Source organism: Propionivibrio sp., from assembly GCF_017995515.1.
Classification (GTDB): Bacteria; Pseudomonadota; Gammaproteobacteria; order Burkholderiales; family Rhodocyclaceae; genus Propionivibrio.
Map to the genome: position 1 here is coordinate 1 of NZ_JAGOIT010000033.1, position 26,541 is coordinate 26,541.

Below are 26,541 nucleotides of genomic sequence, written 5' to 3' on the forward strand. Positions count from 1 at the left end.
GGGGCATCGAACCATGAACAGACGCCCCGTGTGGACATCGCGCCCTTCGACAGGCTCGGGGCGAGCGGCTGGATAACTGTCAGTCGTTTTCACGATGGTCAATATTGATCCGGCGCGATAATGCTAGAAGTCCGTTCGCCCTGAGCCTGTCGAAGGGGGGCGGGCTTCGACAGGCTCAGCCCGAACGGAAGTTGAGACTTCTTCGTGCCAGACCAATAGTCACCCAACATCAATCGTCGGCGAGCAGCGTCGGCTCGGTGATCTTGATGTCGTCGGCGAGCGCCAGCGTCGGCGGGCAATCGTTGGCGACGAGGTCGTCGTGATAGGCGACGACGGCTTGCTCCGGCGTCAGTTCGCGGGCGATGACGCGGCGCATCAGCGCAACGAGCGTCAGCGGCCGTTCGGCATAGTTGATCTTGCGCCCGAACAGCGCGACGCGCGCACCGGCGGCTTCGGCGCGGTAGAGCAGTTCGAAGGTGTCGCGCGTCGTGCCCTTGCCGCCGCCGAGGACGCCGACGATCAGGCGGCCCGGGTCGTACCGGGCAAGCTCCTCGGTCGCACGCCGGCCGTTGTAGGCGATCTTCAGGAAAATCGGCTGTTCTTCGGCGACAACGCCGGCAAGCGAACGCACGATGCTGTCGCCGATGAAGGGACCGATCCGGTTGGACGGAATGCCGATATCGAACATCGGGTTGAATACTTCCAGCAGGTGGCGCAGTCCGTAGCGCGCTGCCTCCTCCCGGAACGCCGAATAGGCTTCGAGCGTGCGCAGGTCGTAATCGACGTTGTTGGAGAAGGTCATCGAATAGAGGCCGAGATCGGCAATCCCCTTCAGCTTGCCGAGGCGCGCGCTGGAAAACGGGCGCGAGGGCTCCATGCCATAGGCGCCACCACGCGGATACCAGATGTCGGAGGTGTCGTTGTAACGCACGGCCGGGGTGACCGGCGAGTTCTCGAACAGTCGCTCGTCCTGCAGAATCTGCGCCGTCGAGACGCTGGTCAGCATGATGTCGATGAGGCCGGAATTCGTCATGTCGCGCATCGTTTGCAGGAACACCGGGCGGGTCGCCAGATGGTCGAGCAGACGGCCAGACGTATCGCGCGCCGGACCGGGGCAGGCGATGCCGAAGGCCATGTCAGGGTCTTTGGCGTCGGCCATGATGAAGTCGGCCGGGGTGTAGTTTCCGGCACGGATGCGTGCAAGTTTCTGGTCAAGGCTTTTCATCCTGAAAACCTCACCGCAAAGGCGCGAAGGCGCAAAGGAAACAACAGGTGGGTCGTACTTGACCATTCACCCTGTGGGTGGCGATGGAAGAGAGGTGCTGTTCGCGTAGCGCTTTGATTTTCTTTGCGAACCTTTGCGATCTCTGCGCCTTGGCGGTGAAGAACTGAGTTTTTCAGGTTCATTGCGGATTCTCTTCAGGTCGGGGTGTGTCTCGGTGGTCTTGAGACGCCAGCATCGCATTGCGTTACCATTCCGACAAACGAAATATGTTCACCATAGCCATTCCAAAGGGGAAAGATGGAGCTTCGCGATCTGGCCGCTTTTGCCACCCTCGGCGAGTTGCTGCACTTCGGCCAGGCTGCCGAACGCATGCACGTGACGCAATCCGCGTTGAGCAAGCAGATTCAGCGCCTGGAAGCCGAGTTCGGCGGCGCGCTGTTCGAACGCGGCCAGGCCGGAACGCGGCTGACGGCGCTTGGTCGTACCCTGCATGCGGAGGCGCAGACGATTGTCGAGGGCGTGCATCGTTTCTCGCACCGCGCCCGACAAGCCGCGCAAGGCGTCCTCGGTACCCTGCGCATCGGTTTTGGTGTGACCTCGCGGGTGATCGCGCCGGAGGCGATCTCCAGGTTTCGTGCCGTCCGGCCGGACGTCCAGATCGAGCTCATCGAGGTGTCGGCGCGACACCAGATCCAGGCGATGAAGGAAGGCACCATGGACGTCGGCTTCTGCCGTCTGCCGGTGCCCGAGGGTTGGCCGACCCTGCCGTGCATCCAGGCCAATCTGGTCGCCGTTCTACCCTCGGATTACGACGAACGGATCAGCCTCGAAGAACTCGTGCGTCGCCCGATGGTGACGATCGTGCGCACGCGTTCGCCGGCCTTCCACGATCACGTCATGTCGTACCTCACGCGCAAAGGGTTGCGCATTCAGGCGCTGCAGACGACCACCGACTTCTATACCGCGGTCGCCCTGGCCGAGGCCGGCGTCGCCTGGGCGATCGTTCCGTCATCGACGCCCTGCGAACCCACGCGTGCGCGCGTCAAGGTTCTCGGCGACGAGGATGCGCGTTGGCAGATCGGGCTGGTCCGGCCGCCGGGCGAACCGGGCGGCCTGGTCGACGCCTTCTGGTCGGTGGTCAGTGAGATCCGTGAGGAACAGGGGCTGCTGATCTCGTAGCGCGTACGCGTCGGCCCGACGAATCGGGGCAGCGAGGCTTGTCTTCGCCGGCAAGGCGCGGGACGATTGCCCCCTTGGGCTGCCGCGTTGGTGCATGAACCTGAAAACCCGGTTCTTCACCGCAAAGGCGCAGAGATCGCAAAGGTTCGCAAAGAAAATCAAAGCGCTACGCGAACAGCACCTGTCTTCCATCTTGACCCACAGCGCGGTAGGGTGCGCAAATCCCATTTGCGCCCCGAAGGAAGTACCCTTGGGGTGCGCCCCGAAGGAAGTACCCTTGGGGTGCGCCCCGAAGGAAGTACCCTTGGGGTGCGCACGCGGGAATGGCGCTGGAACGGTGCGCAACGCCGGGCGTTGCACACCCTGCGGCAGCGGTCGTTCCCTTTGCGATCTTTGCGCCTTCGCGCCTTCGCGCCTTTGCGCCTTTGCGGTGAGGTTTTCAGGATGAAGGCAGCCACGCACCCCTACTTGAGCACGTTGATGGCCCAGCAAAAGATCACCATGAAGAGCATCGCCGCGGACCTTGGTGTTTCGCGTTCAACCGTTTCGTTCGTGCTCGGCGGGGAGGCGGAGAAGCATCGGATCAACCCGGAGACGGCACAGCGGATCGTCAAGTACGCGGAAGATATCGGATTTCGCCCGAACTATTTCGCCCAGGCGCTGAATCGCGGCAAGACCGGCTCGATCGGTCTGGTTTTTCCCGATGTCCATGAAATCTACATGTCAGAGATGCTGCGCGGCATCGACGAGGTCTTCGCCCGGCACGACGCGACCATGATGCTTTCATCGAGCCGGATGTGTCGGCGGCTCGAGATGCGGAATATCGACTCGCTGCTCTATCGCGGCGTCGATGGACTGATCATCATCCCCTGCGCCGACTTCAATTCGAAACCGACCGGGGTCGCTTCCCTGGCCAGGGTCATCGCCAAGAGCAAGCTGCCGGCGGTGTGCGTCGACCGGGTACCGGACGACTGGACCGGCAGCTCGGTCGTCCAGGATGACCGGAGCGGCGCGCGGGAGGCGGTCGACCTGTTGGTACGGCGCGGTGCGAAACGGGTCGCCTGCATTTCCTTCAACCTTGCCGCGTCGAGTATCGCCAGCCGCATCGCCGGTTACCACGATGCCTTGCGCGAACATGGCAGGGTGGCGGACCCCCGCCTGCTCGTCCTGCTTGATCAGATCGACGCGCAGGCGAACGATCTTTCCGATGCCATTCGGGCCCTGCTTGCGTTGGGCGAAGACGAGCGACCCGATGCCTGGTTCGTCACCACGAGCGGCCTTTCCTACCGCGCGCGGGATCTGACGGTCAGCCTGTCGGGCGACGCCGCGGCGCCGTTGATCGCTCGTTTCGGTGCCGACCCGCCTTTCTTCACGAGCGGCATGATTTCGGTCCATCAGCCGCACCGTGAAATCGGCCGCCAGTCGGCGGAGCTGTTGTTCAAGCTGATGGCGGACCCCGGCGCCGAGCCGGCGCAGATCGTCGTCCCGACGACGGTCAGCTGATTTTGCGTTGCAGAGGCAATAAACTTGACAGCCGTACCGGCCGGTAATAGTGTGCCGGAAGTCGTTAGCTCACCTAGGTTAGCTTGTAATAGATGATCCTTGGAGGAAACCAGATGAAGCGCAGTCAGATCAACCAGATTCTTCAGTCGGCGCAGGCCTTCTTCACCGAGCACCAGTTCCACCTGCCGCCCTGGGCGTCGTGGACCGAAGCCGATTGGCAAGGTCAGGGCGAGGCTTGTCGGGAGGTCGTTGATTGCCAGTTGGGCTGGGACATCACCGATTTCGGCTCGGGCGACTTCGCCCAGCGTGGGTTGACGCTGTTCACGGTGCGCAATGGCAAGGCCGGCGGCAGCTACGGCAAGACCTACGCCGAGAAGATCATGGTCGTCGACGATGGCCAGGAGACGCCGCTGCACTTCCACTTCCAGAAGGCCGAAGACATCATCAACCGGGGCGGCGGCAAGCTGCTGCTACAACTCTGGAACTCCGAGGGTCAGGGAGAAAAGGCCGACACGCCGGTCAGCGTCAGCATCGACGGAGTTCGCCGCACCCTGGCGGCCGGCGGTGTCGTCAGTCTGGCGCCCGGCGAAAGCATCTGCCTGACGCGCGGGCTGTATCACCGCTTCTGGGGCGAGGGCAAGGTGCTGGTCGGCGAAGTCAGCCAGGTCAATGACGACTTCTCGGACAACCGCTTTTACGAAGCGGTCGGCCGCTTTCCGAGCATTGACGAGGATGAAGCACCCTGGCGTCTGCTGGTCTCCGACTATGCGGAGAAGATTCGCTGATGGGCACGAAGGCAACGAATCGGTCGCGCTTCACCATTTCGGGCGTCGGCTGCTGCCTGCTCGACTACATCTACGGGCAGGTCGACTTCGGCGCTGATGCCTTCGCGAGGTACCGTTCGCAGGTTGACGGCGATGGCGGCCTGTCGCCCGGCAAGCTGACCTTCGGCGAGGAGTTCGCGCAGTTTGCCGGTCGCGATGCGGACCTGGCGGTCAGGGAAATCACCGCCGGCAAACCGGTCGACGCGGTCAATGTGGGCGGTCCGGCCGTCGTCGCGCTGATTCACGCCGCGCAGATTCTCGACCCCGAGCGCTTCGCGGTGCGCTTTGTCGGCGCCGTCGGCGCGGACGACGAAGGCGTCGTGCTGCGACAGCAGTTGGCGCGCACGCCCTTGAGCCCCGATGGACTGGTGACGACGAGCGGACGCACGCCGCGCACGGAGGTGCTTTCCGATCCGGGCTACGACCACGGGCGCGGGGAGCGCGCATTCCTCAACACCATCGGTGCGGCCGGCCAATTGACCGAGGCCGATCTGTCGGACGACTTCTACGACGCCGACCTGATCGTTTTTGGCGGCACCGCGCTGGTGCCGCAGATCCACGACTCGCTCGATCGACTACTGGCGCGGGCCAAGGAGAAGAAGGCGTTCACCGTCGTCAATACCGTCTACGATTTCCGCAACCAGCGACGCGACCCCGATGCCCGCTGGCCGCTCGGCTCAAGCGACGCGAGCTACCGCCTGATCGATCTCCTGATCGCCGATCTGGAGGAGGCCGAGCGTCTTTCCGGCTGCGCATCACTCGACGCGGCGATGGATTTCTTCCTCGAAAAGGGCGTCGGCGCGGTCATCGTCACCAACGGCTCGCGCGATGTCGCGCTGAAGATCGGTTCCGCACGCTTCGAACCCTGCACCCGGCAGGCAATCCCGGTTTCGCAGGCGATCGTCGCCGAGCTGGCCGCGCATCCCGAACGCAAGGGCGACACGACCGGCTGCGGCGACAACTTTGCCGGCGGCGTGATCGCCGATGTGGCCCGCCAGCTTGACGCGGGCAACGCACGCATCGACCTCAGCGAAGCGATCGCTTGGGGCAGCGTCAGCGGCGGCCTGGCCTGCTTCCAGTTCGGCGGCGTGCTGTATGAAGAATTCCCCGGCCAGAAGCGGGCGATGATGGCCACCTATCTGGAGTCTGCGGCGTAATGGCAAATGCAACAAAAACGTTCGTTCAGTTCGGCGCCGGCAACATCGGGCGCTCGTTCATCGGCCGGCTGTTCGCCGAAGCGGGTTACCGGGTCGTCTTTATCGACGTCGATTCGCGGCTCGTCTCCCTGCTCAACGAGCGGCGCTCGTACCCGGTCGTCGTCAAGCAGAACGACCGGCCCGATCAAATCCGCCTGATCGGTGGCGTGAGCGCCATCGACGGGCGCGATCGCGCGGCGGTGATCGACGTCCTCACGCAGGCCGACGGCATGGCAACGTCGGTTGGTCAGCGCGGCTTGCAGGCCGTGCTGCCGCTGCTGGCCGCAGCGCTGGAACTGCGCGCGGCGAACAATGCGCCACCGCTGGATGTGATCATCGCCGAGAATCTGCGTTCCGCTGCCGCGTGGTTTCGCCAGAATCTCCGTCCGCTGCTGCCCGAGGGTTTCGATCTCGACAGTCGCCTGGGCCTCGTCGAGACCAGCATCGGCAAGATGGTCCCGATCATGCCGCAGGACGCGCTGAATGAAGACCCGCTGCAGCTCTTCGCCGAACCCTACGACACCCTGATCGTCGACCGCCTCGGCTTTCGCCGCGAAGTCCCCGCGCTGGCCGGCCTCAAGCCGGTGAACAACATCGCCGCCTGGGTCGACCGCAAGCTCTTCCTGCACAACATGAGCCACGCCGCCCTCGCCTACCTCGGTTATCAGGCGAACCCGGCGCTCACCTGCTGCTGGCAGGCGATGGAACTGCCGGCGGTCGTCGATGCCGTCCGTGCCGCCCTGCTGCAGAGCGCCGCCGCGCTCAACCGGGCTTATCCGGAGGATCTGCCGCAGGACGAACTCGCGACGCATGCCGAAGACCTGCTCAGCCGCTATCGCAACCGCGCGCTCGGCGACACGCTGCATCGCGTCGGCCGCGATCTCGGCCGCAAGCTGGCGCGCGAGGATCGCCTGATCGGCGCCTGTCTCCTTGCCGCAAAGCATGGGCTTCCGTTTGACGGTCTCGTGCCGCCGATCCGCGCCGCGTTGAAGTTCGCGGCGCCCGACGAACAGGGCCGGGTCGGCGAGGCCGATCAACGCATCCTGCAAGCCGTCGCCGAACGCGGACCACGCGCCGTGCTCTGCGAAATCGCCGGACTCGACGCCGGACAATCGATCGACCAACGGGTCCTGCAGGCCTGTTTTCCCTGAGTGATCCGGATGAGGCGCTGGACAAGCCGCCGCCCTGCTGCGCTCGCCGGCCAACGCCAAGCGCCTGCTCGCCGCCGTCGCCCAGCTCAAGGCTGGCCAGGGCCGCGAACGGGAACTGATGCCATGAAGCTCGTCTTCGCCGATGCCGCGTGGGCGGACTATTGCCACTGGCAAACGCACGACGCCGCGCTCTTCGCGCGCATCAACGACCTCATCGGCGCGATCCAGCGTGAACCCCGCTCCGGTATCGGCAAACCCGAAGCCCTGCGCCATACCCTCGAAGGTTTCTGCTCCCGACGGATCAGCAGCGAACAGCGCATCGTCTATCGCGTCGAGGACGACGTGCTGATGATCGCGCAGTTGCGCGTTGTCGCTTAGCCGCTCGCAGTCACTGTGGAAAAGGCATTCCAGGACTGCTACGCCGATCGCTTCAGCCACTGCTACGGCTGCGGCCGGCTCAATCCCGACGGGCTGCAGCTCAAGAGCTACTGGGACGACGACGAGACCATCGCCCGCTTCACGCCGCGCCCGGAGCAAAGCGGCGGCGTACCGAATCACGTCTATGGCGGTTTGATCGCTTCCCTGCTCGATTGCCACGGCACCGCGTCGGCCGCCGCCTTCGCCTGCCGCGCCGCACACTGCGAGATGGATTCCGTCACGCCCGACCGCTTCGTCACCGCCTCCCTGAAAGTCGACTACCTCCGCCCGACGCCGATGGGCGTCGAACTCACGATCAAGGGCAAGCTCCGCCGCATCGACGGGCGTAAGGTCTGGCTCGACCTCGTGCTCAGCGCGCAGGGCGAACTCTGCGCGCGAGGGGAGATGCTGGCGATTCGGTACGTCGAATGAGCTGAGGCCAGTTGCCGCCGCATCGGGTGATTGGCAAGCACACGACGGCTATGAAGTGGCTGGCGGCGGCAGCATGGCCGGAGATGTTCCAGCGAGTCCCTTGGCAAATGCCGATCCTGCGGCGGGCAAGACGCTTTTGCGTAAGCGTTTGATCGGCATGCCTCCGTCCAGGGATTGATCAGTCTTGGGCTCCAGCCTCGCCCCCTTCCCCGCTTCCCTCCTTTGGGAGACGGCGGTCTTCTCCTGAATCGCCAGAACACCGAGTCTCATGCCAGTAAAATAGCGGGAAAAAAGCGCCTTTGGCCTCGTGCCTTACCATCAGGAATCTCGTAGTTCATGTTCGAACAAGCCTTCAAGAATATCGACGACGCCCTCTGGAAAGAGAGCGGTTGTACCACCGAACTCGATTACACCGAGCAGACCTCCTGCCTGCTCTTCCTCAAGTATCTGGACGGGCTGGAGCAGGACAAGGCCGACGAAGCCGCGCTCGAAGGCCGCGCCTACCGCTACATCCTCGACCCCGCCTACCGCTGGAGCACCTGGGCCGCGCCCAGGGATGCGGCGGGCCAGCTCGATCACAATGCGGCGCTCACTGGCGACGACCTCGTCGACTTCGTGGATCGCAAGCTCTTCCCCTATCTGCACGGCTTCAAGCAGCGCGCGAGCGGGCCGGACACCATCGAGTACAAGATCGGCGAGATCTTCGGCGAGATCAAGAACAAGATCCGCAGCGGCTACACCCTGCGCGACATCATCGACCACATCGACGAACTGCGCTTCCGCTCGCAGGTCGAAAAGCACGAACTCTCCGCGCTCTACGAAGAAAAGATCAAGCGCATGGGCAACGCCGGGCGCAATGGCGGCGAGTACTACACCCCGCGCCCGCTGATCCGCGCCATGATCCAGGTGATCCAGCCCAGGATTGGCGAACGCATCTACGACGGCGCTTGCGGCTCGGCGGGTTTCCTGTGCGAAGCGCACGACTACCTCATAAACCCCGTTCGCCCTGAGCCTGTGGTTCGACAAGCTCACCATGATCGGCCCCCCCAAGGCGTTCGCCCTGAGCCTGTGGTTCGACAAGCTCACCATGATCGCCCCCCCCAAGGCGTTCGCCCTGAGCCTGTCGAAGGGCAGGGTCTGTCGACAAAAGACCTCGAAACCCTGCAGACGCGCACCTTCTACGGCAAGGAGAAGAAGAGCCTCGCCTACGTGATCGCGATCATGAACCTGATCCTGCACGGAATCGAAGCGCCCAACATCCAGCACACCAACACGCTCGCCGAAAACCTGGCCGACGTGCAGGAGAAAGACCGCTTCGACGTCATCCTCGCCAACCCGCCCTTCGGCGGCAAAGAGCGGCCCGAGGTGCAGCAGAACTTCCCGATCCGCACGGGCGAGACCGCCTTCCTCTTCCTGCAGCACTTCATCAAGATGCTGCGCGCCGGCGGCCGCGCCGCCATCGTCATCAAGAACACCTTCCTCAGCAACTCCGACAACGCCTCGGTCAGCCTGCGCAAGCTCCTGCTGGAGAGCTGCAACCTGCACACGATTCTGGACTGCCCCGGCGGCACCTTTCAGGGCGCGGGCGTCAAGACCGTCGTGCTCTTTTTCGAGAAAGGCGCGCCCACCCGCAAGACCTGGTACTACCAACTCGACCCCGGCCGCAACATGGGCAAGACCAACCCGCTTAACGACGCCGACTTGCAGGAATTCATCGACCTGCAAAAGACCTCTGCCGACTCGGACAAGAGCTGGAGCGTCGATGCCGCCAGTATCGCCACCGCCAGCTACGATCTTGCAGTGAAGAACCCCAACGGTGGCGAAGTCGTCGTGCATCGCAGTCCGCAGGACATCCTCGACGAGATCGCCGCGCTGGATGCCGAGAGCGCCGAGGTGCTGGTGAACATCAGGGCGATGCTATGAATCACCTCATCGCCCGCGTAGCTCCGTTCGCCCTGAGCCTGTCGAAGGGCTATCGGCAAGGAGGCAATTGATGGCCTTCTGGGTCTACATCCTTCGCTGCGCCGACGCAAGCTACTACACCGGCCACACCGACAACCTCGAACAACGCATCGCCCAGCACCACGCAGGCGCGTTTCCGACTTGCTACACCTTCAAGCGTCGACCGATCACCTTAGTCTTCACGCAAGACTGCGCTACGCGCGAGGAAGCGCTTGCCGCCGAGCAACACATCAAAGGCTGGAGCCGCAAAAAGAAGGAAGCCATGATGCAAGGCAACTGGGCCGAAGTCTCGCGCCTCGCCCAATCAAGAACACCGCAACCCCCAACTCCCGTTCGCCCTGAGCCTGTCGAAGGGCTGTGGGCCGCATCCGTCCATGGTTCGATCATTCGACAGGCTCACGACTCACCACAGTCAAACACGCTCCCCACTCCCGTTTGCCCTGAGCTTGTCGAAGGGCAGGGGCACGCATCCGCTCATGGTTCGACAAGCTCACCACGAACGGATGGGGAGGTGGCGCGATGAAGGCGGGGTGGCAGACTAGGACATTCCGCGAGGTTCTAGAAATCCGAAATGGTCGCAACCAGCGAGAAGTTGAATCTGCTCATGGCGAGTTTCCAATTTATGGAAGCGCTGGAAATGTCATGGGAATGGCAACCGACTACATTTGTGAAGCCGGAACAACCATCATCGGGCGGAAGGGAAACATAAATAGTCCGATCTATTCTGAAACTCGGTTTTGGAATGTTGACACGGCCTTTGGGCTCACCGCAAAGGCTTGCTTGGATTCACGGTTTTTATACTATTTTTGTTTGTTGTACGACTTCGGTGCTCTCAATCGTGGAACAACGATTCCAAGTCTCGTTAAGTCTGAGTTGCTGAACATTTCAATACCGCTTCCGCCACTCCCCGAACAACAACGCATCGTCGCCATCCTCGATGAAGCCTTTGCCGGCATCGCCACGGCCCGCGCCAATGCCGAGCAAAACCGCCAAAACGCCCGCACCCTCTTCGAAAGCCACCTCCAGTCCGTCTTCAGCCTGCGGGGTGATGGGTGGGTGGAGAAGACTTTGGACGAAGCTGTTGATAACCGGTGCTCGTTGTCGTACGGCATCGTCCAGCCCGGAGAAGATCAGCCTGATGGCTTGCCTATCGTCAGACCTACCGATCTGGGAATCAAAACGATTGAGCTGGACGGGCTCAAGCGGATAGACCCGAGCTTGGCAGATTCGTATCGGCGAACAACGCTACGAGGTGGTGATCTCCTGTTGTGCGTACGGGGCAGCACGGGAGTGATTTCAATTGCATCAGATGCACTAGCGGGAGGAAACGTAACTCGCGGTATCGTGCCGATCCATTTTGACGACACATTGGTAAATCAGAATTTTGGTTACTACCTGATGCGATCCGAGCCAGTCCAGCAGCAGATTCGAGAAAAGACATACGGAGCTGCACTCATGCAGATCAACATCCGTGACCTGCGGAATTTGATTCTGCCGATTCCGCCCCGTGCCGCACAGGCGGAACTCGCGGATAGATTTGAATCCATGCTTGAAGAAACCCGACGCCTCGAAGCCCTCTACCAGCGCAAGCTCGAAGCGCTGGACGAGTTGAAGCAATCCCTGCTGCATCAAGCTTTCAGCGGGGCGCTATGACGAGCTTACCAGCCAATCCCGTCGTTCCCGCGCATGCGGGAACCCAGTGCAGTGGCGACGGCTGGATTCCCGCATGCGCGGGAATGACGACTCCGGGGGCGTAAATGATGAAGCACCCCGCCGTTTACATGCTCGCCAGCCAACGTAACGGGACCTTGTAAATCGGGGTAACTTCCGATCTGGTGCAGCGTATCTGGCAACATCGGGAGGGTTTGGCGGATGGTTTTACGAAACAATATGGCTTGAAAATCTTGGTGTGGTACGAGCAGCACGAAACAATGGAAAGCGCGATCAGCCGCGAGAAGGCGATGAAAAAATGGCTGCGCAAGTGGAAGTTGGCGACGATTGAAAAATCGAACCCGGATTGGGTAGATTTGTGGCCGGCAATTACGGGGGCGGCACCCCATCCCGTCCTTCCCACGCATGCGGGAAACCAGCCTGCCACCTCTGCACTGGATTCTCGTTTTCACAGGAATGGCGAAATAAGTGCTGTGGATTCCCGCCTTCGCGGGAATGACGATTGAGGGAATTGACGATGAAAACCCTGCCCGCTGAATTTGAAAGCCTGACGATCCGCCGCGTGTATGACGAGGCGACCGAAACCTGGTCTTTCTCGGTCATTGACATCATTCAGGTGCTCACCCAGCAGCCGGACTATCAGGGGGCCAGAAAGTATTGGAAGGTCTTGAAGGGGCGCTTGGCTAAAGAAGGCAGCCAACTGGTATCAAGCTGTTACCAGTTGAAATTGGCGGCCGCCGATGGCAAACAACGTTTGACCGATGTGGCCACCGCCCAGACCCTGTTGCGACTGGTGCAGTCGGTGCCCAGCCCCAAAGCGGAGCCAATCAAGCTGTGGCTGGCGAAGGTGGGTTACGAGCGCATACAGGAAATCGCCGATCCGGCCCTGTCGCTGAACCGAGCGCGCGAGACCTGGCAGAAACACGGGCGCAGCGAGAAGTGGATCGCCCAGCGCATGACCGGGCAGGAAACGCGCAACAAGCTGACGGATTACTGGGCGAATCACGACATCAAGCAGGGCGAGGAATTCGCCATCCTCACCAACCTGATCCATCAGGAATGGGCGGGCGTGAGCGTGAAGGCGCACAAGACGATGAAGGGTCTGCAAGACCATAATCTGCGCGATCACATGAGCGAGGCGGAGTTGATCTTTACCGCACTGGCCGAGCTTTCCACCCGCCAGATCGCCGAAGCCGATGAGGCGACCGGCATGACCGAGAACAGCAAGGCCGCCAAGAAAGGCGGGGCGATTGCCAAGCAGGCCCGCACGGCGCTGGAAGCAAAAACCGGCAAATCGGTGGTGACGGGCGAAAACTTCCTGCCGCCGGGCAAGGCGGCCAAGGCACTGAAGAAGGATGGGAAGAAATGAAACGTCGGAGAAACAAGTTTCTTGATCGGGTTTTGATTCTTGACGGTCTTGCTGGGCGGGGGTAAGGCGCTGTTTCTTTACCAATCAACAGGTTATGTTGCAGGCTGGCCTTGATTTTTTCTTGATCCAGTTTTGATTCGATGGTTTTTCATGCGATGAGATGCGCTTTGCGTCTCATTTTTTGCAAAAAGTGAGACGCAAAGTGGTTTGTGACTCACAAGTGAGACACGACATGAACGAAGCCGAAACCCGAGCCGAACACATCGACCCCGCGCTGGCCGCTGTGGGCTGGGGCGTGGTGGAGGGCAGCCGCATCCGCCGCGAGTACCCGATCACACTGGGCCGCATCGAGGGCGCCGGCAAGCGCGGCAAGGCGCTGACGGCGGACTATGTGCTGGAGTACCGCAACACCAAGCTGGCGGTAGTGGAGGCCAAGGCTTGGGACAAGGCGTTGGCCGAGGGCGTGGGCCAGGCCAAGGATTACGCGCAGAAACTCTCGATCCGCTACACCTACGCCACCAACGGCCAGGGCATCTACGGCATCGACATGCAGTCCGGCGCGGAAGGCAAGTTACCGGCTTTCCCCTCGCCCGAGGCGCTGTGGCAAGCGACTTTTTCCACCGAGAATGCCTGGCGCGACCGCTTCGCCGCCGTGCCCTTCGAGGACAAGGGTGGTTACTGGCAGGGCCGCTACTATCAGGACATCGCCATCGAGCGCGTGCTGGCAGCGCTGGCCGAAGGGCGCGAGCGCATCCTGCTGACGCTGGCGACCGGCACAGGCAAGACCTTCATCGCCTTTCAACTGGCTTGGAAGCTGTTTCACAGCCGCTGGAACATCGGCGACTGGCGCTTCGACAAGCTCAGCGTGAACGGTGGCGGCGAACCCACTCGCCGGCCGCGCATCCTGTTTCTGGCGGATCGCAACATTCTGGCGAATCAGGCGTTCAATTCGTTTTCAGCCTTTGCCGAAGATGCGCTGGTGCGCATCGCGCCGGACGACATCAAGAAGAAGGGCAAGGTACCGAAGAACGGCAGCATCTTCTTCACGATCTTCCAGACCTTCATGAGCGGGCCCGCGACCGTTCGCCCTGAGCCTGTCGAAGGGCAGGAAACGGGTGGGCTTCGACAGGCTCAGCCCGAACGAAGTCTTTACTTCGGTGAATACCCGCCCGACTTCTTCGATTTCATCATCATCGACGAGTGCCACCGGGGTGGCGCGAACGACGAGAGCAACTGGCGCGGCATTCTTGAGTACTTTTCGCCGGCCGTGCAGTTGGGCCTGACCGCCACGCCAAAGCGGAAAGACAACGCCGACACCTATGCCTACTTTGGCGAGCCGGTGTTCATCTACTCGCTCAAGGACGGCATCAACGATGGCTTCCTGACGCCCTTCCGCCTGAAGCAAATCGCCACCACGCTGGATGACTATGTGTTCACCTCGGACGATACCGTGGTGGAAGGCGAGATCGAGGCCGGCAAGCGCTACGAAGAGAAGGATTTCAACAAGATCATCGAGATCAAGGAGCGCGAGAAGAAGCGCGTCGAGATCTTCATGAACGAGATCGACCAGCGCGAGAAGACCATCGTCTTCTGCGCCACGCAGACCCATGCGCTGGCGGTGCGCGATCTGATCAACCAGACCAAGCAGAGCACCGACCCGAATTACTGCCAGCGCGTAACCGCCGAGGATGGCGGGCTCGGCGAGCAGTGGCTGCGGGATTTTCAGGACAACGAGAAGACCATCCCGACCATCCTGACGACGTCGCAGAAGCTCTCGACCGGCGTGGATGCGCGCAATGTGCGCAACATCGTGCTGATGCGTCCGGTGAACTCGATGATCGAGTTCAAGCAGATCATCGGGCGCGGCACCCGGCTTTACGACGGCAAGGATTACTTCACGATCTACGATTTCGTGAAGGCACACCACCACTTCAGCGATCCGGAGTGGGACGGCGAGCCGCTGGAGCCGGAGGTTTGCAAGCGCTGTGAGCATTCACCCTGCATGTGCATCAAGGAGCCGCCGCCGCCCTGCTATGTGTGCGGCAATCAGCCCTGCACCTGCCCCAAGGCGCCTTGCCACGAATGCGGTCAGCGCCCCTGCGTGTGCCAGAAGAAAAAGAAGGCCAAGGTGAAGCTGGCGGATGGCAAGGAGCGCCAGATCCAGCACATGATGGCGACGAGCTTCTGGCACCCGGACGGCACGCCGATGTCTGCCGCGCAGTTTGTGAGCGCTCTGTACGGCCACTTGCCGGAGTTCTTCAAGGACGAAGATGAGTTGCGGGCGATCTGGGGTTTGCCCGATACCCGCAAGAAACTGCTTGCCGGCCTAGCCGAAAAAGGCTTCGGCCACGACCAGCTTGCCGAGATGCAGAAGATCATCGACGCGGAGGACTGCGACCTTTTCGACGTGTTGGCGCACATCGCCTACGCCGAAGCGCCGCTCACCCGTGAGGAACGCGCCGAGCGCGCCAAGGCCGTGATCGGCACCGCGTACAGCAGCAAGCAGCAGGCTTTCCTGAGCTTTGTGCTGGCGCACTATGTGAGCGAGGGGATCGAGGAACTGGACGAAACCAAGCTCGGGCCACTGTTGAAGCTGAAGTACAACAATGCAATTGCCGATGCGTTTGCTGACCTTGGCTCGCCTGATACCGTGCGAAAAGCCTTCGTGGGGTTCCAGCGGTATCTCTACCAGGATTAGTAGTCAGTCAAGTTGAAAAAAATGAATAGCCACGTCATTCCGGCGAAAGCCGGAATCCAGAGGTGCGCCACTGGCTCTGCACTCCCTTTGGTCGGATTCCGGGTCAAGCCCGGAATGACGGATCCTGTTGGGTCGCTTTGATTCATCGTGACTGCCGACTAGGAAAACCTTGGATCAGACGGCGTTGTGCTCGATCTGCCTGTGAGCAGATATCGATCAGACAACAAGAAAGCCAACCGGTCCCGGTTGGCCTTGTCTTTTGAAAATCCAAGACCTGTCTGAGTTCGATATGGAGCGGGCGAAGGGATGCTCACCCATGCCGTTTCGCCGGCGCTCCCGTCCGAGGTTATTCCGCTGCCTTGGGCGGTAAACTCGCCACCAGCGCCCGGATCTCCCGCAGCTTGGCCTTGACCCGCTCGGCGTTGGCCGGGCCCATGCGCATCAGGATCTTCTGGCCGGACGAGCGCGCTTCGAGCGTGGGGTCGGCGTAGGCGTAGAGCACCTTGGGCTGGACGAGGCCGATCGGTTCGGCGGGGCGGGGCGCGGCGAGCAGGTTGTCGATGGCTTCGACGAGGCGGTCGTTGAAGTAGCTGCCGGGTTTGGCGATCTCGGCGTAGGCTTTCTGGAACAGCGGGTAGTACTGGCGGTAGACGGTGATCAGCTTCTTCGCATTGAGACGATCGATGCGCGCCATGTACTCGGCGTAGCGCTCGGCGTTGTGCGGGCTGATCGAGCGCTGGCCGTCGATTTCCTGGACGACAAATGCACCGCTCACGCGCTTCAGCGGGACGACGTTGGCGGGAAGCGTTGCCGCCGGCAGGTGGTCGACGGTGGCGACGACCTTGCGGATGAGCGCTTCGGTGAGGATCACATCCATCCACGACTTGTCGAGGATCTTGCCGAGGGCGGTGACGACCGACGGCTCGCTCTCGTCGAGCTTGGGCAGCGGTGCGGGCGTCGGTTCCGGGGTGACCGGGTTGGCGATGGCGGGCTCGGGCTTCGCTTCGGGGGCAGGTTCAGCCGGCGCGGGCGCCGGTTCGGCCTCGGCGGCCTGCTTGGGCTTGCCGACCGGGATGACTTCGTTCGGAGCGCTCATCGACGCTTCGTCCGGCGCCGGTTCGGGAAAGAGCCAGAGAAATCCGGCAATGAAAACGGCCAGTACGACGATCGCAACGATCCACACGTTCTTGTTCTTCATGTCTCGCCCTCACTTTTTTGCTGAGTTTGAAGGATAGACCAGAACGCAAGTTGTGTATCGTCCGCGGCCGGGGTCGAGCGCACGTTGAGCGGCGTTCACTGCTCGGGCAATTTCGTTGCCAGATCGGCGTCAAATTCGCCTATTCGAAATGGCAAAGCGCGTGCGCGCAGCAGCACCAACCGGCGCAAAATGGCGGTTCTGTTTCTGACTTCCATTTCTGATCAATAGAGGGGACCCCTCATGCATAACCTCAAGGACGGCGCGCTCCTGCGCCAGCAGTGCTACATCGACGGCAGGTGGGTCGGCTCCGACAGTGGCGCCACCATCGCCGTCAGCAATCCGGCAACCGCCGAAGCCATCGGCAGCATCCCGAAGATGGGGGCGGCCGAGACGCGGCGGGCAATCGCCGCAGCCAATGCCGCGCTGCCCGGCTGGCGCTCGAAGACGGCCGCCGAGCGCGGCAGGCTCCTGCGTCGCTGGTCCGGGCTGATGCTCGAGAAGCAGGACGATCTGGCGCTGATCATGACCTCCGAGCAGGGCAAGCCGCTCGCCGAGGCGCGCGGCGAGATCGCCTACGCGGCGAGCTATCTCGAATGGTTCGCCGAGGAGGGCCGGCGCGCCTACGGTGAGATCATTCCGCCGAACGGCCCGGATCGCCGCCTGCTGGTGACGCGCGAGCCGGTCGGCGTCTGCGCGGCGATCACGCCGTGGAATTTTCCGGCGGCGATGATCACGCGCAAGGCCGGCGCCGCGCTCGCTGCCGGCTGCACGATGATTGCCAAGCCGGCGACGCAGACGCCCTTCTCGGCCCTGGCGCTGGCCGAACTCGCCGAACGTGCGGGCATCCCGCCCGGCGTCTTCAACGTCGTCACCGGCGCCGCGCGCGACATCGGCGGCGAGATCTGCGCCAATCCGATCGTGCGCAAGCTGTCCTTCACCGGCTCCACCGGGATCGGCTCGCAGCTCATCGCGCAGTGCGCGCCGACGGTGAAGAAGCTGTCGATGGAGCTCGGCGGCAACGCGCCCTTCATCGTCTTCGACGATGCCGACCTCGACGCGGCGGTCGCCGGCGCCATCGTCTCCAAATACCGCAACGCCGGCCAGACCTGCGTCTGTGCCAATCGCCTGCTCGTGCAGGACGGCGTCTACGACGCCTTCGCCGAAAAACTCGCCGTAGCGGTTTCGGCGCTCAAGGTCGGCAACGGCGTCGAGGAAGGCGTCAGCCAGGGGCCGCTGATCGACCAGGCGGCTGTCGCCAAGGTCGAGGAGCTGCTCGCCGACGCGACGGCCAGGGGCGCGCGCATCGTCTGCGGCGGCAAGCCGCACGCGCTCGGGCGCACCTTCTTCGAACCGACCATCGTCGCCGACGTCACGCCGGACATGCGCATGGCGCGCGAGGAGATCTTCGGGCCGGTCGCGCCGCTCTTCCGCTTCAGGGACGACGCCGAGGCGATCCGCATGGCCAACGACACCGAGTTCGGCCTCGCCTCGTACTTCTACGCGCGCGACGTCGGGCGCATCTTCCGTGTCGCGGAGGCGCTCGAATACGGCATGGTCGGCGTCAATACCGGGCTGATCTCGACCGAGATCGCGCCGTTCGGCGGCGTCAAATCGTCCGGATTGGGGCGCGAGGGTTCGCGCCACGGCCTCGACGATTATCTCGAAATGAAGTACGTCTGCCTGGCCGGAATCTAGTCCGGCCAGAATGCGCGCGCGTCACCGGCGACCGGCGTCGCGCGTTCGGGCACGAAGGCGTGCATGGCGACGGTGTCGCGGCCGCGTGCCTTGGCGTCGTACATCGCCGCGTCGGCGCGTTTCAGGATGTCGCCGCGATTGCTCTCATGGTCGAGGAAGAGCGCGGTGCCGATGCTCACCGTGCAGCGGTGGGTGATCACCGTCTCGCTGGTTGCCTCGCTCTTCACCGTCAGCCGATATGGTTCGGCGAGCGCCAGTCGAATCTTTTCGCCGACATGGCCGGCCTGTGCGGTCGCTTCGCCGGGATCGGCGCCGAGCTCGGCAAGCATGACGACGAACTCATCACCGCCGAAACGGGCGACGGTGTCCATCTCGCGCACGTTGGTCTTCAGCCGCCGGGCGACTTCGCCGAGCAGGAGGTCGCCGACCGCGTGCCCGTGCTGGTCGTTCAGCGGCTTGAAGTTGTCGAGGTCGAGGAACATCAGCGCACCGTACAGCCCGTTACGCTTGCTCGCCGCCATCGCCTGCTGCAGGCGGTCGTTGAACAGGCGGCGGTTGGGCAGACCGGTCAGCTGGTCGTAGAAGGCGAGGTACTTGAGCCGATCCTCGGCAACCTTGCGCTCGGTGATGTCGAGCAGTACGCCGATCTGCCCGGCGACACGGCCATCGACGTCGTTGAAGGTCGCCTTGTGGAAGATGACGTCGTGGCGCGAGCCGTCGGCGTAGGCGACCGACGCCTCGTAGGTCTGCACACCCGGATTGCCGAGCAACTCACGGTCGGCCGCGTCGTAACGCGCGGCGAGGTCGGGTGGCGCGATGTCGTACACGGTCTTGCCGATCAGGTTCTCGCGGCTGATCCCGAGATACTGTTCGAAGGCCCTGTTGCAGCCGATATAGGCGCCGCTCGCGTCCTTGTAGAAGAGCGGCGAGGGCACGGCCTCCATCAGCACCTGCTGGAAGTTCAGCGTCGTCTGCAGCGCCTGTTCGCGCTCGCCGAGCATGGCCAGCAGGCGGTTGAAGCCGGCGATGAGGTCGCCGATCTCGCCGTGGCTCGCGTTGGGCAGCGGCTGAGGCGGCTGCTTGGTGTCGGAGAGTGCGGTCAGGGTGCGGATGGCGGCGAGCATCGGCGCCAGCTCGCGGCGCAGCATCCACCAGGTCAGCCCGCCGGCGAGCAGCGTGAGCACCACTGCGGCTTGCAGCATGTAGCCTTGCATGCCGGTGATCAGCGCGAAGGCTTCTTCCTCGGGTAGCGCGGCGACGATGAACCAGTCGGCGGCCGGGACGCGGCGTGCCGAAGCGAGCAGCATGCGGCCGTCGCTGTCGGTCATCACGCCGGTCTCGTCGTAGCCGTCGACGAAACGGTCGATCAATGCGTTGCTGCCGGGCCTCGGCAGGCCTTCCATCAGGCGCGTGCGCCCCGTCGCCGTGACGATGTGCCGCGTCCTGGCGTCCTCAAGCAGATAGAAGCCGCTCTCGCCGTAGCGCCGTTCGGTGATCTGGTCGAGGAAGTTGGGCCGGGCGAGGTCGACGACGCCGGCCAGCGCACCGATTACCGCCCCCTGCTCGTCGCGGATCGGCGCCGCCATGCTGAAGACGGGCGTCTGCAGCGACAGGTCGATGCGCGGCGAGCTGATCGACGACTTGCCCTCGTTGAGCGCCTCGGTCACCGGTTCGAGAAAGTTATAGTTGATGCCGACGCGCCGCGCCGAGGCCGGCACCTCGGTTTGCGCGATGCCGTCGGCGCCGATGACGATCAGGCCGCCGGAAAACTGGTTGAGGAGAACCGGGTGATCTTCGAGGAAACGCCGCGCCGCAATCTTGTCGGCGAGCAATCCGGCGCTCATCAGGCTGGCTGTGCGGCCAAGCGTGGTGAGCAGCCGTTCGAGTTCGCGGTCGGCCTCGGCGGCCATGAAAGATACGGTGGTAAATTGTTGCTTGTTCAGCAGTCGGTGAATGTCGTCGCGCAGCCGGTGGCTGACGAAGAACTCGAGCGACCAGATGCTGGCGAGAAAGATGAGCAGCGTAAACAGCGTCACGCGCGTTTTCAGCGAGCGTCGGCGCAGAGGTCTCATGCCCATGGTGAGCGGCGCTGTCGGGAGGCGTTCATCGTTCGGATGGGGCTGACGGTTGTGATGACGAGGGCGTGGCCGGCAAGAAGACAGTCGGCCGATTCTGCGGCGATGCCATCCAAAATGCAATGACGGAATGCTCGCCGGCATTGGCTTCCCGATGCTGCATCCGGCTTGTGCTCGCGGCGTATCGGCGCTGCATTGGCGGTTGAAATCCGCCGACGCGCGCGCCATGATGCAGCGATTGCTGCCGGGTTCAGATCGCGTATTGCGCAAACGGCGCGTTGGGGGAGGTTCATGGACAGATCACGCAGCAGCGAAAGCGGTCGGAGCGCCGGAGGCGGCGGGGGGCGCTGGTCCGGCAGCCTGCAATTTGCGGTGCTCGTGGCCGTCGTGCTGGCTTTCCTGATTCCGAGCCTGGCGTTCTTCGCCGTCCAGAGCCTGTCGCTGGAGCAGCGGGCACGCGTAGCGCTGGAATCCGATTTGCGGCGGCACGCCCAGGTGTTGTCGGCCGCGTTGCGGACCCCGCTCTGGGAGCTCGCCCACGGCAATGCCGAAGCCATCGTTCGGGCAACCGTGAACGACGAGCGCTTCGTTTCGATCAGCGTCGTTGAGGAAACCAACCGGCAGACCTTCGTCGCCGTTGATGGGCCGGCCGACCGCGATGCACTGATCGTCGCGCGCGAGGAGTTCGTCGAGTACAACGGCAGGCGCATCGGGCGCGTTCTTCTGCACATGTCGCTCACGCCCTACCTGGCCGAGGACCAGCGCCGCCTGCGCGAAAGCGTGCTGCAGCTGGCGCTGGTGTTCTCGGTGTCCTCTTCGGTGATCGTCCTGATCCTGCGCCGGCGCGTGATCCGGCCGTTGGCGCGTCTGGCCCGATCGACCCGGCGCATCGCCGAGCAGGATCTGACGACGCCGATTCCGTTCGACGACCGCGACGAGCTCGGGCGAGTGGCGACGGCGATGGAAGGCATGCGCCAGCGGCTGCTCGTCGCCTTCGACGATCTCAGGCACAACAACGCGGTGCTCGAAAGCCTGAACGAACTCGCTTCCGACTGGATCTGGGAGCAGGACGCCGATTTGCGCTTCACCTACTTCTCGCCGGGCATGGAGCGCATCATCGGCATCGACTCGCGCGCGCTGCTCGGCAAGCGGCGCTGGGAGTCGGCGAGCACGCTCGGCGCCGACGAATGGGACGCGCACCGCGCGCAACTGGCGGCGCACCAGCCCTTTCGCGATTTCGAGTACGGCCACGTCGCACCGAACGGTGAGCGGCTCTTCATCAGTGCGTCGGGGCAGCCCGTGTTCGCCGCCGACGGCCGCTTCTGCGGTTATCGCGGCACCGGCAAGAGCATCACCGAGCGCAAGCGCTGGGAGGAGGCTCTGGTCAATAGCGAGGCGCGCTTCGAGTCCTTGTTCGAGCTGTCGCCGATCGCGCTGTCGGTCACGTCCGAGTCCAGGGGCGTATGCGCGACGCGCTGGAACGAGGCCTGGTTCCGCAATTTCGGCTACGCGCAGGAGGTGGCGCAGGGGCGCGGCGGCGACGAATTCGGGCTGTGGGCGAACCCGGACGACCGTGCCCGCTACGGACACGGTGTGGTCGAGTCGACGCCGGATAACCGCATGGAAGTCCAGATGCGGCGCGCCGACGGCACGATCCGGCAGGTCTCGGTCTTCGGCCGCTTCATCGTCGCCGGCGGCGAACGCCAGTTGCTCACGGTCTACGACGACGTGACCGAGTCGCGGCGCGCCGAGCAGGCGATCCGGGCGTTGAACGCCAGCCTGGAGAGCCGCATCGGGCAGCGCACCGCCGAGCTCGCGGCGGCGAAGCTGGCGGCCGAGGAAGCCAGTCTGGCGAAGAGCACCTTCCTCGCCAACATGAGCCACGAGATCCGTACGCCGATGAATGCCATCATCGGGCTGACGCATCTCCTGCGCCGCGAGGTCGGCGACGAGCGCCCGCTCGTCCGCCTCGGCAAGATCGAGAATGCGGCACATCACCTGCTCGGCATCATCAACGACGTGCTCGATCTCTCGAAGATCGAGGCCGGCAAGCTCGGCATCGAGCGCCGCGATTTCTCGGTCGAGCGCATGCTGCTCGGCGTTGCCGACATGGTGCGTGACAAGGTGGCGGCGAAGGACATCGAGCTGATCGTCGACACCGACCATCTGCCGCAGACGCTGCACGGCGACGGCAACCGCATTGGTCAGATCCTGCTCAACTACGTCAGCAACGCCGTCAAGTTCACCGAGCGCGGACGGATTCTCATCCGCTGCCGGATGGCCGAAGTTGGCAGTGACACGGTCACCGCGGACGGCACCCTGCGCATCCGCTTCGAAGTCAGCGATACCGGGATCGGCATGAGCGAAGATGAACAGGGTCGGCTGTTCCAGATCTTTGAACAGGCTGACGTTTCGACCACGCGCAAGTACGGCGGAACCGGCCTCGGCCTGGCGATCAGCAAGCGTCTGGCCGAGATGATGGGCGGGCGGGTCGGCTGCGCAAGCGCGCCGGGCGAAGGCAGCTGCTTCTGGCTCGAACTGCCCCTGCAGCACCGCGACGAAACGCCGTGGCCGAGTCTGCCGCAGGATGTCGAACACAACCTCCGGGTGCTCGTCGTCGATGACCTTGAGGAAGCTCGCGAGCCGACGCGCGAAATGCTCTTGAGCCTCGGCCTCGACGCCGATACGGTGGACTCCGGAGAAGCCGCGGTGAGCGCGGTACTCCGCGCGGCGCAGAGCGGGCACCCCTACCGGCTCGTCCTGCTCGACTGGCGGATGCCCGGAATGGACGGCTTTGCCACCGCGCGCCGCCTGGGTGAACTCGCGGTCGGGCCGCGGCCGGCGCTGGTGCTGGTATCGGCCGTGGCGCCTGAACTGACGCGCGAGGCGCTCTCGGGTGCCGGTTTCGCTGCCTTCCTCGCCAAGCCCGTGACGCCGTCGGCGCTCTACGACGCGCTGCTCGACGTCTTGCGCCCGGAGACGGGCGTGTCCGACCGCGCACGCGTGACTGACGACGAAGCGGCGCTCTCCGAATACCGCCAGGCGGCGCTGCTCCTCGTCGAGGACAACCCGGTCAATCAGGAAGTGGCCAAGGATCTGCTGAGCGCGGCCGGCCTGTCGGTCGACACCGCGGCCGATGGTCTCGAAGCGCTCGAGATGTCGGCGCAGCGGAGTTACGACCTGATCCTGATGGACATCCAGATGCCGCGACTCGACGGGCTGGAGGCGACGCGCCGGATTCGCCTGCTCCCGAACTACGCCTCGGTGCCGATCCTGGCGATGACCGCGAACGCGTTTTCGGCGGACCGTGAGCGTTACCTGGCGGCCGGGATGAACGATCACATTCCGAAACCGGTGAATCCCGGGGAGCTCTACGCGGCCTTGCTCCGCTGGCTTCGCCTTTGCGGCGTCGAGCGCCTGCCGCGCGCGGCGCAGGAGGCGCGTGCCGTCATTGCTGACGTCGGCGCGGAAGGCGGCGATAGCGGCGCCGGCGCTGATACGGTAATCGACTGGCCGGCGCTCGAAGCGCGCTTTGCTGACCGCCTGGATTTTGCCGCGAAGCTCCTGCGTTCGGCGCTCGATTACTATGCCGACACGCCGGCTGAACTTGAGCGCTGCATTGCCGTCCGGGACCTGGCGGGTATCGGGCGCGTCGCGCACGGACTGAAAAGCACCGGCGGCAACCTGATGGCCCGGCGTTTGCGCGATACGGCGCGGCAGACCGATCTGGAAGTCCAGCATCACAACGCCGACGAAGCCGTGCGCCTCGCCGGCGAGTTGCACGGGCTGCTCGCCGCCCTGCTCGCGGAAAGCCGGCACTGGCTGGCAGCGTGGAGTGAAGGCGAAGGCACCAGGAAGCGTAGTGAGGAACAACAACCATGAGTTATCGCGTCATTGCCGTAGACGATCAACCGGACAATCTCCTGATCCTCGAGGACTACCTCGGGCGGGACTACAGCGTGACGACCTTCGCCCGCGGCCAGCAGTTGATCGACTACTTCGCGGCCGGCGGTCTGGCCGACCTGATCCTGCTCGACGTCGTCATGCCGATGCCCGACGGCTACACGCTGTGCCGCTGGCTGAAGACCGGCCCGCTGACGCGCGACATCCCGGTGATGTTCCTCACCAGCCTCGAGAGCTCGACCGACGAAGCCTTCGCCCTCTCGCTCGGCGCCGAGGACTTCATCCACAAGCCGCTGTCGCAAGCCGTCGTGCTGGCGCGCGTGCGCAATCACCTGCTCCTCGCGCAGGCGAGGAAGTCACTGCAGGATCAGAACCGGACGCTCGAACAGATGGTCGAGGAGCGCACGCGCAAGATCCAGGAACAGGCAGACGAGTTGGCGCGCCGCTCGGGGCAGATCATCGCCGCGCAGAGCGCGACCATCTCGGCGTTCTGTTCGCTCGTCGAGGCGCGCGACAACGAAACGGGCAACCACATCCTGCGCACCCAGCACTACATGCTGGCCCTGTGCGAAGTCATGCGCCTGAGCCCCAATCACGCGCTAGAACTCTCCGATGAAAACATCACGCAGATCTTCAAGTCGGCGCCGTTGCACGACATCGGCAAGGTCGCCATCCCCGACCACATTCTCCTGAAGCCCGGCAAGCTCGACCCGGCCGAGTGGGAGATCATGAAGATGCACGCGGAGTACGGGGCCAAGGCGATCGCCGCCGCGCAGGGCGAAGTCGGCAATGCCGATACGTCCTTCCTCGAATACGCGCGCCTCATTGCGTTGACGCACCATGAGCGCTGGGACGGCAGCGGCTATCCGCGCGGCATCGCCGGCGACGCCATCCCGCTGGCCGGACGCATGATGGCCGTGGCCGATGTGTACGATGCGCTGATTTCGCGGCGCATCTACAAGCCGGCGCTCAGTCACGAGGAGGCGATCGCGATCATCGTGCGCGAGCGCGGCCGGCATTTCGACCCGGAAATCATCGGTCGCTTGCAGACGATCGATACGCGCTTCGCCGACATCGCGCGCCGGTTTGCCGACGACTGTTCCGCAGAGAACGTTTAGCGCGGCGTCGCCAGTTCAGCGCCCAGGTCGTCCCACCAGAATTTGTCGCTCGGCGCTTCCGGCGACAGCTCCGGATTCGGCAGACGGAAGACCGTGCGCCCGGGCAGCTGCAGGCCGCCGAGGACCAGCTTCTTCCACGCCTGATAGCGCCGTTCGAATTCGCCGCTCACGCGCAGGCGCTGCAGGCCATCCTCGATGCGTTCGGCCATGCGCTCGCCTTCGGGCGTGCGCGGCACGAAGAAGTAGCGTGGCATCGGGTAGTGCAGCACAAAGCGCTTTTCGATCAGCATTCCCGGAACGTTTTCCCGGTTGGCGCGCCATTCCGCCTCGATTTCGATCGCGCCGCGCGCGAAGAGGTCGAAACGCCGACCGCCGAGCATCGAAAAGAGCGGCGTGTACGCGTCAGCGAGCACCAGCTTGAAGCCGGCGCCCTGCAGGATACGCACGTCGCTCCAGCTCGCGCTCTGGCCGATGGTGAACTGTCTGAGCTCGTCGAGCGTCTTCACCTGTTCCAGCCGCACCTGCGTTTCGGGCATCACGAGGAACAGTCGGAAGCCGAGCAGTCCCTTGTCGAGCGGAATGCGGATCGGGCGCAGGCGTTTTTCCAGATCCAGATTGGTCGCGCGCGAGACAATGTTCACGCGTCCGTTGCCCGATTCGACCTCGGCTATGCCGCGCTGGAAGGTCATCGGGCTGTCGAACGGTCTGGCCGTGTAGTCGCCGTACTTATCGCGATTCGACGCCAGCGCCGCGTCGAGCAGCTGCCAGTAATAGAGATGGCGCTCGTCGCCGGCCGCTTCGGGCGGCGGGTAGATGAAGTCCATCGACGCGGCGCGCGCCGTCGGGACGAAGACGCCAGACAGGGCAAGCGCGAAAACGGCAAGGCGGGCATGGGCAGGCAGGCGCAGGACAAACATGGTCACCC

The 26,541-nt window shown here is 63.7% G+C and carries 20 protein-coding genes and 1 pseudogene; 17 read left to right on the forward strand and 4 right to left on the reverse strand.

What is annotated here, in order from left to right:
- Positions 1–229 precede the first annotated feature (229 nt).
- A complete protein-coding gene (locus tag KBA32_RS07365) occupies positions 230–1,225 on the reverse strand; it encodes a hypothetical protein (RefSeq protein ID WP_294357029.1) in 996 nt (331 codons plus the stop codon).
- Between the two features lie 297 nt (positions 1,226–1,522).
- Here KBA32_RS07365 and KBA32_RS07370 point away from each other — a divergent pair, with 297 nt between their 5' ends.
- From KBA32_RS07370 to hsdR, 14 genes and pseudogenes are all read left to right on the forward strand, one after another.
- The gene (locus tag KBA32_RS07370; protein ID WP_294357031.1) at positions 1,523–2,404 is read left to right on the forward strand and encodes a LysR family transcriptional regulator; all 882 of its coding nucleotides are present in this window, start codon (positions 1,523–1,525) and stop codon (positions 2,402–2,404) included.
- Positions 2,405–2,494: 90 nt separating this feature from the next.
- Positions 2,495–3,907 carry a LacI family DNA-binding transcriptional regulator gene (locus KBA32_RS07375; protein ID WP_294357034.1) on the forward strand — a complete coding sequence of 471 codons (1,413 nt, stop codon included), beginning with the start codon at positions 2,495–2,497 and terminating at the stop codon, positions 3,905–3,907.
- A 113-nt stretch (positions 3,908–4,020) separates the two neighbouring features.
- Positions 4,021–4,692: a D-lyxose/D-mannose family sugar isomerase gene (locus KBA32_RS07380; protein WP_294357037.1), complete on the forward strand. Its 672-nt coding sequence runs from the start codon at positions 4,021–4,023 to the stop codon at positions 4,690–4,692.
- Positions 4,692–5,888, forward strand: coding sequence for a carbohydrate kinase family protein (locus KBA32_RS07385; RefSeq protein WP_294357039.1), 1,197 nt, complete (start codon positions 4,692–4,694; stop codon positions 5,886–5,888). Before KBA32_RS07380 ends, KBA32_RS07385 begins: the two co-directional genes overlap by 1 nt.
- Positions 5,888–7,078 (forward strand): hypothetical protein, encoded by a 1,191-nt coding sequence (locus tag KBA32_RS07390; protein ID WP_294357041.1) that lies wholly within the window; start codon positions 5,888–5,890, stop codon positions 7,076–7,078. Before KBA32_RS07385 ends, KBA32_RS07390 begins: the two co-directional genes overlap by 1 nt.
- A 123-nt stretch (positions 7,079–7,201) precedes the next feature.
- Positions 7,202–7,456 carry a Txe/YoeB family addiction module toxin gene (locus KBA32_RS07395; protein ID WP_294357043.1) on the forward strand — a complete coding sequence of 85 codons (255 nt, stop codon included), beginning with the start codon at positions 7,202–7,204 and terminating at the stop codon, positions 7,454–7,456.
- Between the two features lie 15 nt (positions 7,457–7,471).
- The gene (locus KBA32_RS07400; protein ID WP_294357045.1) at positions 7,472–7,927 is read left to right on the forward strand and encodes a PaaI family thioesterase; all 456 of its coding nucleotides are present in this window, start codon (positions 7,472–7,474) and stop codon (positions 7,925–7,927) included.
- A gap of 336 nt (positions 7,928–8,263) precedes the next feature.
- On the forward strand, positions 8,264–9,850 hold the full coding sequence (locus KBA32_RS07405) for an N-6 DNA methylase (RefSeq protein ID WP_294357047.1): 1,587 nt from the start codon (positions 8,264–8,266) through the stop codon (positions 9,848–9,850).
- Between the two features lie 70 nt (positions 9,851–9,920).
- Entirely contained in the window at positions 9,921–10,412 is a 492-nt protein-coding gene (locus tag KBA32_RS07410) for a GIY-YIG nuclease family protein (RefSeq protein ID WP_294357049.1), read from the forward strand.
- Positions 10,409–10,525, forward strand: a pseudogene (locus tag KBA32_RS17085) (hypothetical protein); the annotation flags it as partial. The gene KBA32_RS07410 and the pseudogene KBA32_RS17085, both read left to right, overlap by 4 nt.
- 6 nt (positions 10,526–10,531) lie before the next feature.
- Positions 10,532–11,542: a restriction endonuclease subunit S gene (locus tag KBA32_RS07415; RefSeq protein ID WP_367113759.1), complete on the forward strand. Its 1,011-nt coding sequence runs from the start codon at positions 10,532–10,534 to the stop codon at positions 11,540–11,542.
- A 161-nt stretch (positions 11,543–11,703) separates the two neighbouring features.
- Complete coding sequence (locus tag KBA32_RS07420; RefSeq protein ID WP_294357090.1) at positions 11,704–12,066, forward strand: GIY-YIG nuclease family protein; 363 nt, start codon at positions 11,704–11,706, stop codon at positions 12,064–12,066.
- An 11-nt stretch (positions 12,067–12,077) separates the two neighbouring features.
- Entirely contained in the window at positions 12,078–12,929 is an 852-nt protein-coding gene (locus KBA32_RS07425; protein ID WP_294357053.1) for a hypothetical protein, read from the forward strand.
- A 232-nt stretch (positions 12,930–13,161) separates the two neighbouring features.
- Positions 13,162–15,627, forward strand: a complete 2,466-nt coding sequence (gene hsdR / locus KBA32_RS07430) for an EcoAI/FtnUII family type I restriction enzme subunit R (protein ID WP_294357055.1) — start codon at positions 13,162–13,164, stop codon at positions 15,625–15,627.
- Between the two features lie 346 nt (positions 15,628–15,973).
- On the opposite strand, the gene KBA32_RS07435 is transcribed toward hsdR, so the two are convergent.
- Entirely contained in the window at positions 15,974–16,825 is an 852-nt protein-coding gene (locus KBA32_RS07435) for a DUF3014 domain-containing protein (protein ID WP_294357057.1), read from the reverse strand.
- A 240-nt stretch (positions 16,826–17,065) separates the two neighbouring features.
- Here KBA32_RS07435 and gabD point away from each other — a divergent pair, with 240 nt between their 5' ends.
- Positions 17,066–18,520, forward strand: a complete 1,455-nt coding sequence (gabD, locus tag KBA32_RS07440; RefSeq protein ID WP_294357059.1) for an NADP-dependent succinate-semialdehyde dehydrogenase — start codon at positions 17,066–17,068, stop codon at positions 18,518–18,520.
- Here gabD and KBA32_RS07445 read toward each other — a convergent pair.
- A complete protein-coding gene (locus KBA32_RS07445) occupies positions 18,517–20,598 on the reverse strand; it encodes a diguanylate cyclase (protein WP_294357061.1) in 2,082 nt (693 codons plus the stop codon). The two genes, gabD and KBA32_RS07445, sit on opposite strands and share 4 nt — an antisense overlap.
- Before the next feature lie 288 nt (positions 20,599–20,886).
- Here KBA32_RS07445 and KBA32_RS07450 point away from each other — a divergent pair, with 288 nt between their 5' ends.
- Together KBA32_RS07450 and KBA32_RS07455 are read left to right on the forward strand one after the other, a co-directional pair.
- A complete protein-coding gene (locus KBA32_RS07450) occupies positions 20,887–24,477 on the forward strand; it encodes a response regulator (protein ID WP_294357063.1) in 3,591 nt (1,196 codons plus the stop codon).
- Positions 24,474–25,616: an HD domain-containing phosphohydrolase gene (locus KBA32_RS07455; RefSeq protein ID WP_294357065.1), complete on the forward strand. Its 1,143-nt coding sequence runs from the start codon at positions 24,474–24,476 to the stop codon at positions 25,614–25,616. Before KBA32_RS07450 ends, KBA32_RS07455 begins: the two co-directional genes overlap by 4 nt.
- Here KBA32_RS07455 and KBA32_RS07460 read toward each other — a convergent pair.
- Positions 25,613–26,533 carry a hypothetical protein gene (locus KBA32_RS07460; protein ID WP_294357067.1) on the reverse strand — a complete coding sequence of 307 codons (921 nt, stop codon included), beginning with the start codon at positions 26,531–26,533 and terminating at the stop codon, positions 25,613–25,615. The genes KBA32_RS07455 and KBA32_RS07460 overlap by 4 nt on opposite strands.
- Between the last annotated feature and the right edge of the window lie 8 nt (positions 26,534–26,541).

What these genes read in the sequence shown, in the direction of transcription:
- KBA32_RS07365 (WP_294357029.1), bottom strand. Translation starts at nt 1,225, where the DNA reads ATGAAAAGCCTTGACCAGAAACTTGCACGCATCCGTGCCGGAAACTAC.
- KBA32_RS07370 (WP_294357031.1), top strand. Translation starts at nt 1,523, where the DNA reads ATGGAGCTTCGCGATCTGGCCGCTTTTGCCACCCTCGGCGAGTTGCTG.
- KBA32_RS07380 (WP_294357037.1), top strand. Translation starts at nt 4,021, where the DNA reads ATGAAGCGCAGTCAGATCAACCAGATTCTTCAGTCGGCGCAGGCCTTC.
- KBA32_RS07385 (WP_294357039.1), top strand. Translation starts at nt 4,692, where the DNA reads ATGGGCACGAAGGCAACGAATCGGTCGCGCTTCACCATTTCGGGCGTC.
- KBA32_RS07390 (WP_294357041.1), top strand. Translation starts at nt 5,888, where the DNA reads ATGGCAAATGCAACAAAAACGTTCGTTCAGTTCGGCGCCGGCAACATC.
- KBA32_RS07395 (WP_294357043.1), top strand. Translation starts at nt 7,202, where the DNA reads ATGAAGCTCGTCTTCGCCGATGCCGCGTGGGCGGACTATTGCCACTGG.
- KBA32_RS07405 (WP_294357047.1), top strand. Translation starts at nt 8,264, where the DNA reads ATGTTCGAACAAGCCTTCAAGAATATCGACGACGCCCTCTGGAAAGAG.
- KBA32_RS07410 (WP_294357049.1), top strand. Translation starts at nt 9,921, where the DNA reads ATGGCCTTCTGGGTCTACATCCTTCGCTGCGCCGACGCAAGCTACTAC.
- KBA32_RS07415 (WP_367113759.1), top strand. Translation starts at nt 10,532, where the DNA reads ATGGGAATGGCAACCGACTACATTTGTGAAGCCGGAACAACCATCATC.
- KBA32_RS07425 (WP_294357053.1), top strand. Translation starts at nt 12,078, where the DNA reads ATGAAAACCCTGCCCGCTGAATTTGAAAGCCTGACGATCCGCCGCGTG.
- hsdR (WP_294357055.1), top strand. Translation starts at nt 13,162, where the DNA reads ATGAACGAAGCCGAAACCCGAGCCGAACACATCGACCCCGCGCTGGCC.
- KBA32_RS07435 (WP_294357057.1), bottom strand. Translation starts at nt 16,825, where the DNA reads ATGAAGAACAAGAACGTGTGGATCGTTGCGATCGTCGTACTGGCCGTT.
- gabD (WP_294357059.1), top strand. Translation starts at nt 17,066, where the DNA reads ATGCATAACCTCAAGGACGGCGCGCTCCTGCGCCAGCAGTGCTACATC.
- KBA32_RS07445 (WP_294357061.1), bottom strand. Translation starts at nt 20,598, where the DNA reads ATGGGCATGAGACCTCTGCGCCGACGCTCGCTGAAAACGCGCGTGACG.
- KBA32_RS07450 (WP_294357063.1), top strand. Translation starts at nt 20,887, where the DNA reads ATGGACAGATCACGCAGCAGCGAAAGCGGTCGGAGCGCCGGAGGCGGC.
- KBA32_RS07455 (WP_294357065.1), top strand. Translation starts at nt 24,474, where the DNA reads ATGAGTTATCGCGTCATTGCCGTAGACGATCAACCGGACAATCTCCTG.
- KBA32_RS07460 (WP_294357067.1), bottom strand. Translation starts at nt 26,533, where the DNA reads ATGTTTGTCCTGCGCCTGCCTGCCCATGCCCGCCTTGCCGTTTTCGCG.